16 protein-coding genes are annotated in these 16,588 nt (G+C 73.7%); 3 read left to right on the top strand and 13 right to left on the bottom strand.

Features of this window, described 5'->3' with window-relative positions; genetic code table 11:
- Positions 1-53: 53 nt before the first annotated feature.
- The 5 genes from KG103_RS07565 to KG103_RS07545 all read right to left on the bottom strand — a co-directional run bounded on the left by KG103_RS07565 (position 54) and on the right by KG103_RS07545 (position 5,841).
- Positions 54-839, bottom strand: coding sequence for an ABC transporter permease (locus KG103_RS07565; RefSeq protein WP_207341407.1), 786 nt, complete (start codon positions 837-839; stop codon positions 54-56).
- Positions 836-1,762, bottom strand: coding sequence for an ABC transporter permease (locus KG103_RS07560; protein WP_213319999.1), 927 nt, complete (start codon positions 1,760-1,762; stop codon positions 836-838). Before KG103_RS07560 ends, KG103_RS07565 begins: the two co-directional genes overlap by 4 nt.
- Complete coding sequence (locus KG103_RS07555; protein ID WP_207341408.1) at positions 1,759-2,937, bottom strand: ABC transporter ATP-binding protein; 1,179 nt, start codon at positions 2,935-2,937, stop codon at positions 1,759-1,761. The genes KG103_RS07560 and KG103_RS07555 overlap by 4 nt, the downstream gene beginning before the upstream one ends.
- Positions 2,938-2,941: 4 nt before the next feature.
- Positions 2,942-4,150: a polyamine ABC transporter substrate-binding protein gene (locus KG103_RS07550; RefSeq protein ID WP_207341409.1), complete on the bottom strand. Its 1,209-nt coding sequence runs from the start codon at positions 4,148-4,150 to the stop codon at positions 2,942-2,944.
- Between the two features lie 248 nt (positions 4,151-4,398).
- Complete coding sequence (locus KG103_RS07545) at positions 4,399-5,841, bottom strand: gamma-aminobutyraldehyde dehydrogenase (RefSeq protein ID WP_207341410.1); 1,443 nt, start codon at positions 5,839-5,841, stop codon at positions 4,399-4,401.
- A 209-nt stretch (positions 5,842-6,050) separates the two neighbouring features.
- Between KG103_RS07545 and KG103_RS07540 the strand changes: the two genes are divergently transcribed.
- The 3 genes from KG103_RS07540 to KG103_RS07530 are packed head-to-tail and all read left to right on the top strand — an operon-like array spanning position 6,051 to position 9,267.
- Positions 6,051-6,521 carry an Lrp/AsnC family transcriptional regulator gene (locus KG103_RS07540; protein ID WP_207341411.1) on the top strand — a complete coding sequence of 157 codons (471 nt, stop codon included), beginning with the start codon at positions 6,051-6,053 and terminating at the stop codon, positions 6,519-6,521.
- Entirely contained in the window at positions 6,518-7,894 is a 1,377-nt protein-coding gene (locus tag KG103_RS07535; protein ID WP_207341412.1) for an aspartate aminotransferase family protein, read from the top strand. The genes KG103_RS07540 and KG103_RS07535 overlap by 4 nt, the downstream gene beginning before the upstream one ends.
- On the top strand, positions 7,879-9,267 hold the full coding sequence (locus KG103_RS07530) for an NAD(P)/FAD-dependent oxidoreductase (protein WP_207341413.1): 1,389 nt from the start codon (positions 7,879-7,881) through the stop codon (positions 9,265-9,267). Before KG103_RS07535 ends, KG103_RS07530 begins: the two co-directional genes overlap by 16 nt.
- Positions 9,268-9,308: 41 nt before the next feature.
- Here KG103_RS07530 and dxr read toward each other — a convergent pair whose 3' ends face one another.
- The 8 genes from dxr to rpsB form a co-directional block, all read right to left on the bottom strand.
- Positions 9,309-10,487 (bottom strand): 1-deoxy-D-xylulose-5-phosphate reductoisomerase, encoded by a 1,179-nt coding sequence (gene dxr, locus KG103_RS07525; RefSeq protein WP_207341414.1) that lies wholly within the window; start codon positions 10,485-10,487, stop codon positions 9,309-9,311.
- On the bottom strand, positions 10,484-11,038 hold the full coding sequence (locus KG103_RS07520) for a DivIVA domain-containing protein (protein ID WP_207341415.1): 555 nt from the start codon (positions 11,036-11,038) through the stop codon (positions 10,484-10,486). Before KG103_RS07520 ends, dxr begins: the two co-directional genes overlap by 4 nt.
- Positions 11,035-12,165 carry a 23S rRNA (adenine(2503)-C(2))-methyltransferase RlmN gene (rlmN, locus tag KG103_RS07515; protein WP_207341416.1) on the bottom strand — a complete coding sequence of 377 codons (1,131 nt, stop codon included), beginning with the start codon at positions 12,163-12,165 and terminating at the stop codon, positions 11,035-11,037. The genes KG103_RS07520 and rlmN overlap by 4 nt, the downstream gene beginning before the upstream one ends.
- 34 nt (positions 12,166-12,199) lie before the next feature.
- Positions 12,200-13,042, bottom strand: a complete 843-nt coding sequence (locus tag KG103_RS07510) for a phosphatidate cytidylyltransferase (protein WP_207341417.1) — start codon at positions 13,040-13,042, stop codon at positions 12,200-12,202.
- Positions 13,042-13,599, bottom strand: coding sequence for a ribosome recycling factor (gene frr, locus KG103_RS07505; protein WP_207341418.1), 558 nt, complete (start codon positions 13,597-13,599; stop codon positions 13,042-13,044). Before frr ends, KG103_RS07510 begins: the two co-directional genes overlap by 1 nt.
- Before the next feature lie 69 nt (positions 13,600-13,668).
- A complete protein-coding gene (gene pyrH / locus KG103_RS07500; RefSeq protein WP_207341419.1) occupies positions 13,669-14,424 on the bottom strand; it encodes a UMP kinase in 756 nt (251 codons plus the stop codon).
- Positions 14,425-14,560: 136 nt separating this feature from the next.
- Positions 14,561-15,406 carry a translation elongation factor Ts gene (gene tsf, locus KG103_RS07495; RefSeq protein ID WP_207341502.1) on the bottom strand — a complete coding sequence of 282 codons (846 nt, stop codon included), beginning with the start codon at positions 15,404-15,406 and terminating at the stop codon, positions 14,561-14,563.
- Between the two features lie 114 nt (positions 15,407-15,520).
- Complete coding sequence (rpsB, locus tag KG103_RS07490) at positions 15,521-16,522, bottom strand: 30S ribosomal protein S2 (protein WP_207341420.1); 1,002 nt, start codon at positions 16,520-16,522, stop codon at positions 15,521-15,523.
- Positions 16,523-16,588 lie beyond the last annotated feature (66 nt).

Genomic DNA, 16,588 nt, shown 5'->3' with positions numbered 1-16,588 from the left:
CATCCCCGGTCCGCCTGTGAACAGGGGCGCCGGTCCCCCGGGCGGCGCAGCGCTCAGCGCCGACGCGCCCGTGCGACCACCTGCACGACCAGCACGACGAGCAGGGCCAGGACGAACATCGCGGAGCTGATGACGTTGGCCTGCGGGGGGATGCCCCGGGTCGCCGACACGTAGACGAACTTCGGGAACGTCGTGAACCCGCCCGACGTGAAGTTCGTGACGATGAAGTCGTCGAAGCTGAGGCTGAAGGCCAGCAGGGCAGCCGCCCCGATCCCGGGCAGCAGCAGCGGGAACGTGACGCGCCAGAACGCGTGCCAGGGGGTGGCGTACAGGTCCGCCGCCGCCTGCTCGAGCGCCGGGTCGAGCGTCGACACGCGGGCCTTGACGGCCACGACCACGAAGCTCAGGCAGAACATCACGTGCGCCAGCACCACGGTGCCGAACCCGAGCGGCAGGCGCAGGGACAGGAACTGCGAGACGAGCGCGGCCCCGAGGACGACCTCCGGCGTGGCCATGGGCAGGAAGACCAGCAGGTCGACCGCCGGGCGGCCGCGGAACCGGGCGCGCACCAGGCCGATGGCCAGGAGCGTGCCCAGCGTCGTCGCGACGACCGTCGAGACGACACCGACCTGCAGGGACCCGACCAGCGCCGAGCAGACACGCGGCGCGCCACAGGGGTTCCGCCACGCGTCGAGCGTGAAGCCGCGCCACACGAGGTTGGTCTTGCCGCCGTCGTTGAACGAGAACAGCACGGTGTACGCCACCGGCACGAGCAGGAACAGGAACCCGAGCGCGGCGAACGTCGGGACGACCGCACCGCCGATCCCCCGCCGGCTCACACGAGGTCCTCGGTGCCGGCGCGCCGCACGTACGCCGTGACGAGCACGAGGATCGCGACCATGAGGACGACCGACAGCACCGCCGCGGTCGGGTAGTCGAGCAGCCGGAAGAACCGGCCGTCCACGACCTGGCCGATCATGACGGTCGTCGTGCTGTTGCCCAGGAGCGAGGAGTTGACGTAGTCCCCGACGGCCGGGATGAACGTCAGCAGCGTGCCGGCGACGACGCCCGGCATGGACAGCGGGAGCGTCACCCGGCGGAACGTCGTCGCGGGTGTCGCGTACAGGTCGGCCCCTGCCTCCAGCAGCCGGGGGTCCAGACGCTCGAGCGCGGCGAACAGCGGCAGGACCATGAAGGGCAGGAAGGAGTACGTGAGTCCCACGACGACCGCGGCCGACGTGGCGGACACGCGGCCGTCGGGCGGCAGGACGTGCAACCACCGCAGCGCGCCGACCACCGCTCCCCCGTCCGCGAGGATCTGCTTCCACGCGATGGTCCGCAGGATGAAGCTCGTGAAGAACGGCGCCACCACCAGGACCACGAGCAGTCCCTGCAGGGTCCGGCGCCCACGGGCCCGGACGGCGATGACGTAGGCCATCGGGTACCCGACGAGGAGGGCCGCCACGGTCGCGGCACCCGCGAACGCGAACGAGCGGAGCAGCTGGGGCCAGAACGCACCGAGCGCCTCGGGGTAGTTCTGCCACCGCAGGGCGGGCGTGTACTGCCCCAGCTCGCCACCGGGCACGGGCGCGTACAGGGACGTCGCGAGCAGGGTGCCGACGGGCAGCACGAAGAACACGGCGAGGTACAGCACGCCCGGCAGCAGGAGCCGACGTGCGCCGCGGCCGCCCGCCGGTGCCGGCGGCGGCCCTCCGGGGACGGCCGGGGCGCGGGGCCGCGCCAGCGCCGCTGCCGCGCTCACGGCTCGTCGTCCAGGTCGACCGTGCCGGCGGCGGGCTCCTCGTCCCCGTCGAGGGCGAAGGCGAAGACCGGGTCCCACGTCAGGGCCACCGGGGTGCCGGGCGGGTGCACCGTCGCCCCGCCGGCGTTCTGGGCGAAGACACCGAACGTGGCCAGGCCGCCGACGTCCACCTGGTACTGGGTGCTGACGCCGGTGAACGACGCGTCGACGACGGTGCCGCCCCGCAGGACGTCCTGCCCCGCGGCGACCTGCTCGTCCGCCGCGACCAGCCGGATCTTCTCCGGGCGCACGCCGACCAGCACGCGGGGGCCCGCCGCGACGTTGCGGGCGGCCGGCACGCGCAGCCGGGCGCCGGTGACGTCGACGCCCAGCACCCGCCCGCCGTCGAGCACCTCGACCACCGTGCCCGGCACCAGGTTCGACTGCCCCAGGAAGTTGGCGACGAAGGCGGTCCGTGGGTGCTCGTAGAGCTCTGCCGGCGCCCCGACCTGCTCGACGCGGCCCCGGTTCATCACCGCGACGGTGTCGGCCATCGTCATGGCCTCCTCCTGGTCGTGCGTCACGTGGACGAACGTGATGCCGACCTCGGCCTGGATGCGCTTGAGCTCCAGCTGCATCCGCCGCCGCAGCTTCAGGTCGAGCGCGCCCAGCGGCTCGTCCAGCAGGAGCAGCGCCGGCCGGTTGACCACGGCCCGGGCGAGGGCCACCCGCTGCTGCTGCCCGCCGGACAGCTGCGTCGGACGTCGGTCGGCGAGGTGCGCGAGCTCGACGAGCTCGAGCGCCTCGAGCGCCCGCGCCCGCACGTCGCGGGCCCGGCGCCGACGGAGCCCGAACGCCACGTTCTCGAGCACGTCGAGGTGGGGGAAGAGCGCGTAGGACTGGAACACGGTGTTGACCGGGCGGCGGTGCGCCGGCACGTCCGTCACGTCCTGCCCGGCCAGGCGCACGGTGCCCGCCGAGGGCCGCTCCAGCCCGGCGACCATCCGCAGCGTGGTCGTCTTCCCGCAGCCGGACGGCCCGAGCAGCGCGAAGAAGGTTCCGGACGGGACCGCCAGGGTGAGGTCGTCCACCGCGAGGAACTCGCCGAACCGCCGGCTGACGCCGTCGATCTCCAGCGCGGCACCCGCGGCCGCCGTGCGCTCGACCGTCGGGTCGTCCGTGCCGACCGCGGTCACGCTCTCAGGCCCCGATCGCGGTGAGGAACTGCCCGTTGTAGCGCTCCTCCTCCGCGGGGGTGAGCGTCCGGAACACGCGCACCTGGGACAGGATCTCGTCCGTCGGGAAGATCATGGGGTCCTCCGCGAGCGCGGGGTCGATGCCCGCCATCGCCTCCTGGGCGCCCTGCACCGGCGTGATGTAGTTGACCCAGGCGGCCACCTCTGCGGCGACCTGCGGGTCGTAGTAGTAGTCGAACAGCTCCTCGGCCTGCGCCCTGCGCGGCGACGCGTGCGGGACCATGAGGTTGTCGCTCCACAGCGTGCCCCCGGCCTCGGGGATGGCGAACGCGAACCGCCCGTCGTACTCGTAGTTCAACGACGTGATGTCACCCGACCACGCGATGCACGCCACCGCGTCGCCCGAGGCCAGGTCCTGCACGTAGGAGTTGCCCCGGACCTGACGGATCTGCCCGTCGTCGAGGTGGCGCTGCACCACGTCGAGCGCGTCGAACCAGTCGTCCGTGCTCCACCCGCCCGACGGGTCCGTGCCGTTCTCGAGCATGATCAGCCCGATGGTGTCGCGCATCTCCGACAGCACCTCGACGCGGCCCTTGTAGCGCGGGTCCCACAGGTCCGACACCGACCGCAGCCCGTCCGGGATCGCCTGGGTGTCCCAGGCGATCCCGGCGAAGCCCGACTGCCACGTCAGGGAGAACCGGCGGCCGTCGTCGAAGTCGACCCCGGCGAGGTTCGGCAGGATGTTGGCGGCGTTGGGGATCCGTGACTTGTCGAGCTCGGCCACGTACTCCTGACGGATCCAGCGGGCCGTCATCCAGTCGGTGAGGGTCACGACGTCGTAGCCGATGTCCTGGCCGTTCTCGAGCTGGCGCGAGACCTTCCCGTAGAACGAGTCGTTGTCCTCGACGTCCTCCGCGTAGTCGACGGCGATGCCGGACTGCTCCTCGAACGCCGCGAGCGTCGGGAAGCTCGTGCCCGCCTCGTCCTGGTCGAGGTACTGCGTCCAGTTCGCCCACCGCAGCGCGCCCCCGGCGCCGCCGCCGTCCTCCCCCGCCTGGGTCGAGCCGGCGGTCCCGCAGGCGGCGAGCAGCGCGCCCGCACCGGCAGCGCCCGCCGCGCCGGCGAGGAACCTGCGCCGGGACACCCCGCCGGCCTGCCGCACCAGCTCGCGCACACGGGGGTCCCCCGGGAGCTCACGTCGACCGCTGCTCATCTCGCTCCTCTCGCGGCCGCCCCCGGCCTGCGTGGATGGTGGCGCACCCGCAGGTGCACGCACAAGGAATCCGTCGCGACGAGCGCTGTTGGCAACGAAAAGTTTCCACCGTCGGAACATCCGCGACCGAGAACACCCGTCGTGCCCGACGGCGCGCACATGCTACGAGCGCGACGTGCGCCCGTGACAGGCCTGACCACGGGTCGGACTCGTCCCTGTTCGTCCGGGTACGGCCCGGCGCGGGGTGCCTACGCGCCGAACGCGGACATCACGTGCTTCACCCGGGTGTAGTCCTCGAGGCCGAGCAGTGACAGGTCCTTGCCGTACCCCGAGTGCTTGAAGCCGCCGTGCGGCATCTCGGCCACGAACGGCAGGTGCGTGTTGACCCAGACGACCCCGAAGTCCAGCGCGCGGGACGTCCGCAGCGCCCGCGCGTGGTCCCGGGTCCACACCGAGGACGCGAGCCCGTAGCGGACGTCGTTCGCCAGCCGCACCGCCTCGTCCTCGTCGGTGAACGTCTGGACCGTGACGACCGGGCCGAAGACCTCCTCCTGCACGATCTCGTCCTCCTGCTGGAGGCCGTCGACGACGGTCGCCTCGAGGAACCAGCCGTCGCCGGGGGGCCGCCCGCCCCCCGCCACCACGGTGGCGTGCCCCGGCAGGCGGTCCAGCAGCCCGGTGACCCGCGCCAGCTGCCGCTCGTTGTTCAGGGGCCCGAAGGCCACCTCCGGGTCGTCGGGCGCGCCCGTGCGCCGGGTGCGCGCCGCCTGCGCGAGCGCGGCCACGAGCTCGTCGTGCACGTCCGCGTGCACCAGGACGCGGGACGCGGCCGTGCAGTCCTGGCCGGCGTTGTAGCAGGCCGCGTCCGCGATGCCCTCCGCCGCGGCCTCGAGGTCGGCGTCGTCGAGCACGACGACCGGGGCGTTGCCCCCGAGCTCGAGGTGGACCCGCTTGAGGCCGTCCGCGGCCGCCCGCGCGACCTCCCGCCCGGCACGGACCGACCCGGTGATGGCCACCATGTCCGGGCGCGGGTGGGCGACCACGGCGCGACCGGTCCCGCGGTCGCCGCACACGACGTTGAGCACGCCGGGCGGCAGCACCTGCGCCGCGAGCTGCGCCAGCCGCACCGTGGTGACCGGGGTGGTGTCGGACGGCTTGAGGACGACCGTGTTGCCCGCCGCGAGCGCGGGCGCGATCTTCCACACCGCCATCATCAGCGGGTAGTTCCACGGCGTGACCTGCCCGACCACGCCGACGGGCTCGCGGCGCAGCCAGGACGTGTGCCCCTCGAGGTACTCGCCGGCCGCCAGTCCGGGCAGCACCCGCGCCGCCCCGGCGAAGAACCGCAGCTGGTCGACGCACGGCGGGACCTCGTCGGTCACCGTCAGGTGCAGCGGCTTGCCGGTGTTGCGCGACTCCGCGGCCACCAGCTCGTCGGCGTGCGCGTCGACGAGGTCGGCCAGCGCGAGCAGCGCGGCCTGCCGCTCGGCCGGCGTCGTGCGTGCCCACCCGGCGGCGGCGCGGTCGGCGGCGGCGTACGCCGCGTCGACGTCCTCGGGGCCGCTGAGCGGCGCCGTGCCGTACGACCGGCCCGTGCTGGGGTCCACCACCGCGGTGGTGGACCCGTCGCGCGCCGGGACGTCCCGGCCGTCGACGACGTTGGTGAGCTCGAGCGTCGGGGTGTCGGTCACGGTCGTCCTCCTGACGCCCCGCAGGGCGGCCGGCGTGGCGTGCGGTGCGGCGAGGCTAGTGCGGGTGACGCCCGCACGGTAGAGCAACCGACGCCGGGTGCCCGAGATCCGCGGTCTCGACCACGCTCGGCGACGGATCCGTCGCATCAGCCGGGCCGCACCGACGGAATCCCTTGCGGCGGCGCTGTCGTCCGCGCCACGATCGGGGCATGACGCAGCGGGACCGCACCGCCGTCGCGCTCGACGCGGCGGCGAAGGGCATCATCGAACAGCTCCAGGAGGACGGCCGACGGCCGTACGCCACCATCGGCAGGGCCGTCGGGCTGTCCGAGGCGGCCGTCCGCCAGCGCGTGCAGCGCCTGCAGGAGCAGGGCGTCATCCAGATCGTCGCGGTGACCGACCCCCTGCAGGTCGGCTTCCGCCGGCAGGCGATGATCGGCATCCGGGCCGACGGGGACCTCAACGAGCTCGCCGAGCGGGTCGCGGCCATCCCGGAGGTCGACTACGTCGTCGTCACCGCGGGGTCGTTCGACGTGCTGGTCGAGGTCGTCTGCGAGGACGACGAGCACCTGCTCACCGTGCTCAACGACGCCGTCCGCGCGCTGCCCGGCGTCCGCAGCACCGAGACGTTCGTGTACCTGCGCCTGCACAAGCAGCTCTACAACTGGGGGACGCGATGAGCACCACGCCGCTCGGCACCGACCGGCAGACGGCCGCGCGCAGCCACCTGTGGGGCCACTTCACCCGGCAGAGCGCGTGGGAAGCGGGTGTCCCGACGATCGTGCGGGGCGAGGGGCACCATGTCTGGGACGCCGAGGGGCACCGGCTGATCGACGGGCTGTCCGGGCTCTTCGTCGTGCAGCTCGGCCACGGCCGGGAGGAGCTCGCCGCCGCGGCGGCGGCGCAGGCGCGCGAGCTCGCGTACTTCCCCGTGTGGTCCTACGCCCACCCGCAGGCGATCGACCTCGCCGAGCGGCTGGCGTCGTACGCACCGGGCGACCTCAACCGGGTCTTCTTCACCACGGGCGGGGGCGAGGCGGTCGAGACCGCGTGGAAGCTGGCGAAGAACTACTGGCGCCTGCGGGGCAGGCCCGGCAAGCACAAGGTGGTCTCGCGGGCGATCGCCTACCACGGCACGACGCACGGCGCCCTGGCGATCACGGGCCTGCCCGACCTGCGGGCACCCTTCGAGCCGCTGGTCCCGGGCGCGCACAAGGTGCCCAACACCAACGCCTACCGGGCACCGGAGCACCTGCGGGACGACCCCAAGGCGTTCGGGCGCTGGGCGGCGGACCGTATCGCGGAGGCCATCGAGTTCGAGGGCCCCGACACGGTGGCCGCCGTGTTCCTCGAGCCGGTGCAGAACGCCGGCGGGTGCTTCCCCCCGCCGCCCGGCTACCTCGAGCGCGTGCGCGAGATCTGCGACGAGCACGACGTCCTGCTCGTGTCCGACGAGGTGATCTGCGCGTTCGGCCGCATCGGCGGGATGTTCGCGTGCACCGACCTCGGCTACGTGCCGGACATGATCACGTGCGCCAAGGGCATGACCTCGGGCTACTCCCCCATCGGCGCGTGCATCGTGTCGGACCGGGTGTTCGAGCCGTTCGCGGCCGGGACGGCGAGCTTCGCGCACGGGTACACGTTCGGCGGCCACCCGGTGTCCGCGGCGGTCGCGATGGCGAACCTCGACCTGTTCGAGGCCGAGGGCGTCGTCGACCACGTGCGCCGCGAGGCACCGGTGCTGCGCCGCACCCTCGAGCGGCTGCTGGACCTGCCGATCGTCGGCGACGTGCGCGGGGAGGGGTTCTTCTACGGCATCGAGCTCGTCAAGGACCGCGCGACGCGGGAGACGTTCGACGACGAGGAGTCCGAGCGGCTGCTGCGCGGGTTCCTCACCCCGGCGCTGTACGAGGCGGGCCTGTACTGCCGCGCCGACGACCGCGGCGACCCGGTCGTCCAGCTCGCACCTCCCCTGACCTGCGGGCCGGTGCAGTTCGACGAGATCGAGCAGATCCTGCGCGACGTGCTCACGCAGGCGTGGGCCCGGCTGTGACGCTCGCGGACGTCTCGCTGTGGTGGGAGCAGGTCGTCGCCGACGACCCCGCCGCCGGCCGCCCACGCCCGCCGCTGGACGGTGACACCACCGCGGACGTCGTCGTCGTGGGCGCCGGGTACACCGGCCTCTGGACGGCCTACTACCTGCTGGAGGCCGACCCGTCGCTCGACGTGCTGGTGCTCGACGCGCACACCGCCGGGTTCGGCGCGAGCGGGCGCAACGGCGGCTGGTGCTCGGCGCTGTTCCCCGTGGGAGGAGACGCCCTCGCGCGCCGGTACGGCCCGGACGCGGCGCGCGCGATGCGCGCCGCGATGCGCGACACGGTCGTCGAGGTGGGCGGTGTGACCGCCGCCGAGCAGATCGACTGCGACTTCCGGTACGGCGGCACGGTGACGCTGGCACGCGGTGCCGCTCAGCTGGACCGGGTGGCCGCCGACGTCACCGAGGCCGGCCGCTGGGGCGACGAGCTGCACCTGCTCGACCCGCAGGGCGTGGCCACGCACGTGCGGGCCACGGACGTGCTGGGCGGCGCCTGGACGCCCGACTGCGCACGCGTGCAGCCGGCGCGGCTCGTGCACGGCCTCGCCCGGGTCGTCGAGCAGCGGGGCGCCCGCATCGCGGAGGGCACCCGCGCGCTGCGCATCGCGCCACGGGCCGTCGTCACCGACCGGGGCACGGCCCGGTGCCGGTGGGTCGTGCGCGCGACCGAGGGGTGGACCGCGACGCTGCCGGACACGCGCCGCGCGCTGGCGCCGGTGTACTCCCTGATGATCGCCACCGCGCCGCTGCCGGCGGACGTGTGGTCGCAGATCGGCCTCGAGCAGGGGCAGACGTTCACCGACGCCCGCCACCTGCTGGTGTACGGGCAGCGGACCGCGGACGACCGCCTGGCGTTCGGCGGCCGGGGCGCCCCGTACCACCTCGGGTCCACCGTGGAGCCCGCCCACGAGCACGCACCGCGCGTCCACGGCCACCTGCGGCGGGCGCTCGTCGACCTGTTCCCGTCGGTGGCCGGCCACGCGGTGACGCACTCCTGGGGCGGGCCGCTGGGTGTGCCCCGCGACTGGCACCCGTCCGTCGGCCTGGACACCGCGACCGGGATCGGGTGGGCCGGGGGCTACGTCGGCGACGGCGTCGCGACGGCGAACCTCGCCGGGCGCACGCTCGCCGACCTCGTCACCGGTGCGGAGTCGCCGCTGACGCGGCTGCCCTGGGTGGGGCACCGCTCGCCGCCCTGGGAGCCCGAGCCCCTGCGGTGGGCCGGCATCACCGCGGCGCGCTGGGCCGCGCGCCGGGCGGACCGGGCCGAGCGGCGCACCGGCCGCGCGGGACGGGCCGGCGGGCTGCTCGCCCGCGTCACGGGCGGCTGACGCGCCGATCGGTGCCGGCGGGGCCGTGCGCCCGCTCCCCGTCAGCCCGCGGCCAGCACCTCGTGCGCGCGCGTGCGCGCCCAGCGCTCGGCGTCGAGCACCGCCTCGAGGGTGAGCGCCCCGGCCGGGGTGCCGACGTGCTCGCCCAGCACCCGCTCCACGGTGGCCACCACCTGGCCGAAGCCGATGTCACCGGCCAGGAACGCGCCGACCGCCTCCTCGTTCGCCGCGTTGTAGACCGCGGGGTGCGTCGCCGAGGCGGCGACGGCGGAGCGCGCGAGCCCGACCGCCGGGAAGACCGTCTCGTCGAGCGGCTCGAACGTCCACGACGTCGCGGTGGACCAGTCGCAGGCACGCGCGGCACCGGCCACCCGCTCCGGCCACGCCAGTCCCAGCGCGATGGGCAGGCGCATGTCGGGCGGCGAGGCCTGCGCGATCGTCGACCCGTCGACGAACTCGACCATGGAGTGCACCACCGACTGCGGGTGCACCACCACCGCGATGTCCGCGACCGGCACGTCGAAGAGCAGGTGCGCCTCGATGAGCTCCAGCCCCTTGTTCATCAGGCTCGCCGAGTTCACCGTCACGACCGGGCCCATCGACCACGTGGGGTGGGCCAGCGCCTGCTGCGGCGTGGCGGCGGCGACCTGCTCGGCCGTCCAGCCGCGGAACGGGCCGCCCGACGCCGTGAGCACGAGCCGGGCCACCTCGCCGCGGGCGCCGGAGCGCAGCGCCTGCGCGATCGCGGAGTGCTCGGAGTCGACCGGCACGATCTGGTCGGGCCGGACCGCGGCCGCGTGCACCAGCGCGCCGCCCACCACCAGCGACTCCTTGTTCGCCAGCGCGAGCGTGCTCCCGGCCCGCAGCGCCGCGAGCGTGGGCAGCAGACCGACCGACCCGGTGATGCCGTTGAGCACGACGTCCGCCCCGTGACCGGCCAGCTCGGCGGCGGCGTCGGGTCCCGCGAGCACCCGCGTCCCGGGCAGCGCGTCCCGCACGACCGCGGCGGCGGCGGGGTCGGCCACCGCCACGGACGGCACGGCGTACCGGCGTGCCTGGGCGATCAGCAGCTCGACCTGCGCGCCGCCGGCGGACAGGCCGGTGACCGTGAACCGGTCCGGGTTGGCCGCCACGATGTCGAGGGCCTGCGTCCCGATGGACCCCGTGGAACCCAGGACGACGACGGACCGGCTCGCACCGCCGTCGGTGTGTGCGCTCACTCGACGCCGAGCAGGACCTCGACCGCACGCGCCACGAACGCGTCGACGGGCCCCTCCGCGTAGCCGTTGCGCCCGTTGCGGCGTCGGAACGTGGTCGCGCGCACCTCGGCCGCCGTCAACGGCGCCCCGGTGTCGAAGTAGGCGACCAGCCGGTGGCACAGCTCGTCGACGTCCGCGGGCTCGTAGCCCGGCTTGCGGCCCTCGGGCGGCGCGAACCGGTCGCCGTCCGGACGGCCGAGCCGTCCGTACAGGGTGCGGGCCTGCGCACCGAGGTGCTCCATCCACGCCCCCTGGCCGCGCTCGGCGACGAACTGCGCGCGGTGACGCGCCACGAACGCCGCCTCGAGACGGTCGAGCGCCGCGTCCACGGCCGCGGTCACGTACCCGCCGCGCACGAGGTCGAAGGCGACGTCACGGACGTCCGCACCGGACAGCGCCGTCGGGGGCCCCTGCTCGTACACCGCACGCGCGTGCGAGAAGAACTCGTCGACCTCGTCCGGGTCGTAACCCCGACGCAGGCCGGACACGGTGCGGAACATCCCGTCGCTCACTCGTCCTCCTCCGCGGCGAGCTGGCCGCACGCACCGTCGATGTCGCTGCCGCGGGTGTCCCGGATGGTCGTGGGGATCCCGTGCGCCCGCAAGCGTGCCACGAACTCGCGCTCGACCTCGGGATCGCTCGCCGTCCAGCGCGAACCGGGTGTCGGGTTGAGCGGGATGGGGTTGCAGTGGACCCAGCCGGAGCCGCCGCGGGCGAGCAGCTTCTCGCCCAGCAGGTCGGCCCGCCACGCGTGGTCGTTGACGTCGCGGATCAGGGCGTACTCGATCGACACGCGCCGGCCGGTGACGTCGAAGTACCGCCGGGCGGAGTCCAGCGCCTCGTCCACGCTCCACCGGGTGTTGACCGGCACCAGCTCGCTGCGCAGCTCGTCGTCGGGGGCGTGCAGCGACAGCGCCAGCGTCACGGGGATCCCCTCGCCGGCGAGCCGGTCCATCGCGGGCACCAGGCCCACCGTGGAGACCGTCACGTTGCGTGCCGACATGCCCAGACCGTCGGGGGCGGGCGCGACCAGCGTGCGCACGGTCGCCATGACCGCCTTGTAGTTCGCCAGCGGCTCGCCCATGCCCATGAAGACCACGTTGCTCAGGCGGGTGGCACCGCCGGCCACCTCACCGGCCGCCAGCGCACGGGCGGCCTCGCGCACCTGCTCGACGATCTCGGCGGTGGACAGGTTGCGCAGCAGGCCCATCTTCCCGGTCGCGCAGAACGAGCACGCCAGGCCGCACCCGGCCTGCGACGACACGCACAGCGTCGTGCGGCTGGCGTACCGCATCAACACGGACTCGACCTTGGCGCCGTCGAACAGGTGGTACAGCGTCTTCACGGTCGTGCCGTGGTCGGCCGTCAACGTGCGGCTGGTGGTCAGCAGCTGCGGGAACAGGTCACCGACGAGGGCGTCGCGCGACGCCTTCGGCAGGTCGGTCATCGCGTCGGCGTCGGCCGTCAGGTGCGTGAAGTAGTGCGTCGCGAGCTGCTTGGCGCGGAACGGCTTCTCGCCGAGCGTCGTGACGGCGGCGACCCGCTCCTCGGGCGTGAGGTCCACGAAGTGGCGCGGCGGCTTGCCACGCGCGCCCCGGGTCGGGGCGGTGAGCTGCAGGCGCACGGGGGTGGCGTTCACGGTCGGCGCCTCCTTCCAGGGATGGGCGGTGCGGTCACCCGGCGGGGGGCTGCAGGTACGCGAGCAGCACCCACACGGTCGGGGCGGTGAGCAGGAGGGAGTCGAGCCTGTCGAGCACGCCGCCGTGGCCCGGCAGCAGCCGGCCCATGTCCTTGAGCTCGAGGTCGCGCTTGATCATGGACTCGGCCAGGTCGCCGAGCGTCGCGCTCACGACGACCCCGACGCCCAGGAGCGCACCGACCAGCGGCTCGCCGTGGAACACGGTCTGGATGCCGACCACACCCACGACGCTCGTCAGGACGAGCGAGCCGACCAGGCCCTCCCAGGACTTCTTGGGGCTGACCGACGGCGCCAGCGGGTGACGTCCCAGGAGCGTGCCGACCACGTACCCGCCGGTGTCGCACGCGACGGCCAGCAGGATGAACAGCGCGACCCGCGCGGGCCCGTCGGGCTCGGCGAGCATGAGCATGACGAACCCGCCCAGGAACGGCAGGTACGCCGCGGCGAACGTCGCCGCGGACGCGTCCCGCAGAGCCGCCTCCCCGCTGCCGTCGAGCACGCGCCAGACCACGGCCCCGCCCACGGTCAGCAGGAACGCCACGAACAGGGCCTCCGGCCCCGCGACGTACGCCGAGACGAGGATCCCGGCGGCGCCGACGACCAGCGGGACCAGCGGCAGGTGGATCGAGCGCCGCGCGAACGCCTGCGCCAGCTCCCACATCGCTGCGGAGACGGCGAGCACGGCGAGGACCGCGAACGCGTCCTTGCGGATGAACAGGGATGCCCCGACGGCGCCGAGCAGGATCACGGCGACCGTCACCGCCGCCGGGAGGTTCCGGCCGGCGCGGGTGGCGCGAGGAGCGGCGAGCTGCGTCATCAGACCTCGAGGAGCTCGCTCTCCTTGGAGGCGAGCAGCTGGTCGACGAGCTCGACGTGCTTCTTGGTCAGCGCCTCGAGCTCCTTCTCGGCACGACCCACCTCGTCCTCGCCCGCCTCGCCGTCCTTCGCGATGCGGTCGAGCTCCTCCTTGGCACGACGACGGATCGAGCGCACCGAGATGCGTGCGTCCTCGGCCTTGGACTTGGCGAGCTTGACGAAGTCCTTGCGACGCTCGGCCGTCAGCGCGGGCAGCACGACGCGCACGACGTTGCCGTCGTTGGTCGGGTTCACGCCGAGGTCGGAGTCGCGCAGCGCCTTCTCGATCGCCGCCATCGACGACTTGTCGAACGGCGAGACGAGGATGGTGCGCGCCTCGACGACGTTGAACGACGCGAGCTGCTGCAGCGGCGTCGGCGAGCCGTAGTAGTCGACGAACACCTTCGCGAACATCGCGGCGTTCGCCCGACCCGTGCGGATGGCGGCGAAGTCCTCCTTCGCGACCTCCACGGCCTTGTCCATCTTCTCCTCGGCCTCGAGGAGTGTGTCGTCGATCACCGGTGCTCCTTCGTCTGTGTCGTGCGGACCTGCGCCTGCCGGCGCCGCGCGGCGCCGTCGTCGTCGTGCTCAGCTCGCAGTGATGAGCGTCCCGATCTTCTCACCCTCGAGGGCGCGCGTGACGTTGCCCTCGGCCTCCAGGCCGAAGACCCGCATGGGCACGTCGTTGTCACGGCAGAGGCTGAGCGCCGAGGTGTCCATGACGCCGAGCTCGCCCACGATGGCCTCGGTGTAGGTCAGGTGGTCCAGCTTGCGCGCGTCGGGGTCGCGCCGGGGGTCCGCGGTGTAGACGCCGTCCACGCCGTTCTTGCCCATGAGGACCTCCTGGCAGTGCGTCTCGAGCGCACGCTGGACGGCCACGGTGTCGGTGGAGAAGTAGGGCATCCCCGCGCCCGCGCCGAAGATCACGACGCGTCCCTTCTCGAGGTGCCGGATCGCGCGCAGCGGGATGTACGGCTCCGCGACCTGACCCATCGTGATGGCGGTCTGCACGCGGGTGCTCACGCCCGCCTGCTCGAGGAAGTCCTGCAGGGCGAGGCAGTTCATCACGGTGCCGAGCATGCCCATGTAGTCGGCACGTGCCCGGTCCATCCCGCTGACCTGCAGCTCGGCGCCGCGGAAGAAGTTGCCCCCGCCCACGACGATCGCGACCTGCACCCCGTTGCGCACGGCCGCGGCGATCTCGCCGGCGATCCGGCGCACCACGGGCACGGCCAGTCCGATGGAGCCACCACCGAAGCTCTCACCCGAGAGCTTGAGCAGGACGCGGCGTGCGTCCCCGGACCCGTTCCGGTGCTGCTCCTGCGACGACGGCTGCTGGCTCACGTGTCCTCCACCTCGCTCGTGCGCCGCGTGGCGCGTGCCCGCTGGGTCGGTGCGGGTCGCCCGGCGGACCACGGGCGCCCGGTGCGGCGGTGGCCCCGGCCCACGCGGGCCGGGGCCACCGTCGTCGTCACGACGCTCAGGCGCCCACGCGGTAGCGGACGAAGCCCGTCACCGTGCCGCCGGCCTCGGCGAGGACCTGGCCGACCGACTTCTTGTTGTCCTTGGCGAAGGCCTGGTCCACCAGGACGGCCTCCTTGAAGAACCCGTTGAGGCGACCCTCGACGATCTTCGGGAGCGCGCCCTCGGGCTTGCCCTCGTTGCGCGCCGTCTCCTCGGCGATGCGGCGCTCGTTCTCCACGACGTCCGCGGGGACCTCGTCGCGCGTGAGGTACGTCGGCGAGAACGCCGCGACGTGGGTCGCGATGTCACGCGCGACGGCGGCGCCGGCCGCGTCCGTGGCGACGAGGACACCGACCTGCGGGGGCAGGTCCTTGTTGACCTTGTGGAGGTAGACCTCGACGTGCTCGCCGGCGAGACGCGCGACGCGCCGCACGACGATCTTCTCGCCCAGCGTGGCGGCCGTCTCGTCGACGACCGTCTGCACGGGCGTGCCGTCGCACTCGGCCGCGAGCAGCGCGTCCGCGTCACCGGCACCCGTGGCGACGGCGGCGGCGAGCACCCGGTCGGCCAGCGAGATGAAGGTCTGGTTCTTGGCGACGAAGTCCGTCTCGGAGTTGACCTCGACGAGCACGCCCACCTGGCCCTCGCCGTCGGCCGTCGGGCCGACGTGCGCGGCGACCAGGCCGTCGGAGGCGGCGCGGCCCTCGCGCTTGCCGACGCCCTTGAGGCCCTTCACGCGGATGATCTCGAGGGCCTTGTCGGCGTCGCCGTCGGCCTCCTCGAGCGCCTTCTTCACGTCGAGCATGCCCGCACCGGTGCGCTCGCGCAGGGCCTTGATGTCTGCCAGCGAGTAGTTCGCCATCAGTTCCGTCCGTCCTCGAGTTCTCGTCATGCCGACGTCCTCGGCATGCCGGGTGCGGCGCGGTGGTCCGCGCCGCACCCGTGGGGTCGTACCGGGCGCCCGGGGGCGCTGGCGTCAGGCCTGCTCGGTGCCCTCGGCGGCGGGCTCGGCGCCCTCGGCCGTGGCCTCCTCGCGCGCCTCGGCCGCGGCAGCGGCCTCGACGGCGGGGGCGGCGTCCTGACCGGGAGCGACGGCCGACTCGTCCGGCGTCGCCTCACCCGGGGCGGCCTGCGGGTCGCCCGCCTGCGCAGCCGCGGCGTCGACCGCGGCCGGCGCCAGCGCCGGGTCCTGCAGACCGGCCTCGGCACCCGCCAGGAGCTCCCGCTCCCACTCGGCGAGCGGCTCGGCGGCCGGCTCGCCAGCCTGGCTGGCCGCAGCGCCGCCGGAGTGGCGCTTGAGCGTGCCGTCGGCGACCGCGTCGGCGATCACACGGGTCAGCAGCTGCACGGCACGGATGGCGTCGTCGTTGCCCGGGATCGGGTAGTCGACGACGTCGGGGTCGCAGTTGGTGTCGAGGATCGCGACGACCGGGATGCCCAGCTTGCGCGCCTCGTCGACCGCGAGGTGCTCCTTGTTCGTGTCGACGATCCACACGGCCGAGGGAACCTTGGCCATGTCACGGATGCCGCCGAGCGTCTTGGTGAGCTTGTCCTTCTCGCGGCGCAGGACGAGCAGCTCCTTCTTCGTCAGGCCCGAGGCCGCGACGTCGTCGAAGTCGATCTGCTCGAGCTCCTTGAGGCGCTGCAGGCGCTTGTGCACCGTGGTGAAGTTGGTGAGCATGCCACCGAGCCAGCGCTGGTTGACGTACGGCATGCCGACGCGGGCGGCCTGCTCGGCGACGGGCTCCTGCGCCTGCTTCTTGGTCCCCACGAAGAGGATCGAGCCGCCGTGCGCGACCGTCTGGGAGACGAACTCGTACGCGCGGTCGATGTAGGACAGCGACTGCTGCAGGTCGACGATGTAGATGCCGTTGCGCTCGGTGAAGATGAAGCGCTTCATCTTGGGGTTCCAGCGGCGGGTCTGGTGCCCGAAGTGGACACCGCTCTCGAGCAGCTGGCGCATGGTCACGACGGCCATGGCACGTCCTTCCGGCATGCACCGCGAGGTGCACGCGCATGTGTGCGGACCCCCCGGGCCCGCGAT

The sequence above is a fragment of the Cellulomonas wangleii genome (assembly GCF_018388445.1).
GTDB lineage: Bacteria > Actinomycetota > Actinomycetes > Actinomycetales > Cellulomonadaceae > Cellulomonas > Cellulomonas wangleii.
This window is presented reverse-complemented; position numbering and strand designations above follow the sequence as displayed.

What these genes read in the sequence shown, in the direction of transcription:
- KG103_RS07550 (WP_207341409.1), bottom strand. Translation starts at nt 4,150, where the DNA reads ATGAGCAGCGGTCGACGTGAGCTCCCGGGGGACCCCCGTGTGCGCGAG.
- KG103_RS07540 (WP_207341411.1), top strand. Translation starts at nt 6,051, where the DNA reads ATGACGCAGCGGGACCGCACCGCCGTCGCGCTCGACGCGGCGGCGAAG.
- KG103_RS07535 (WP_207341412.1), top strand. Translation starts at nt 6,518, where the DNA reads ATGAGCACCACGCCGCTCGGCACCGACCGGCAGACGGCCGCGCGCAGC.
- KG103_RS07510 (WP_207341417.1), bottom strand. Translation starts at nt 13,042, where the DNA reads ATGACGCAGCTCGCCGCTCCTCGCGCCACCCGCGCCGGCCGGAACCTC.
- tsf (WP_207341502.1), bottom strand. Translation starts at nt 15,406, where the DNA reads ATGGCGAACTACTCGCTGGCAGACATCAAGGCCCTGCGCGAGCGCACC.
- rpsB (WP_207341420.1), bottom strand. Translation starts at nt 16,522, where the DNA reads ATGGCCGTCGTGACCATGCGCCAGCTGCTCGAGAGCGGTGTCCACTTC.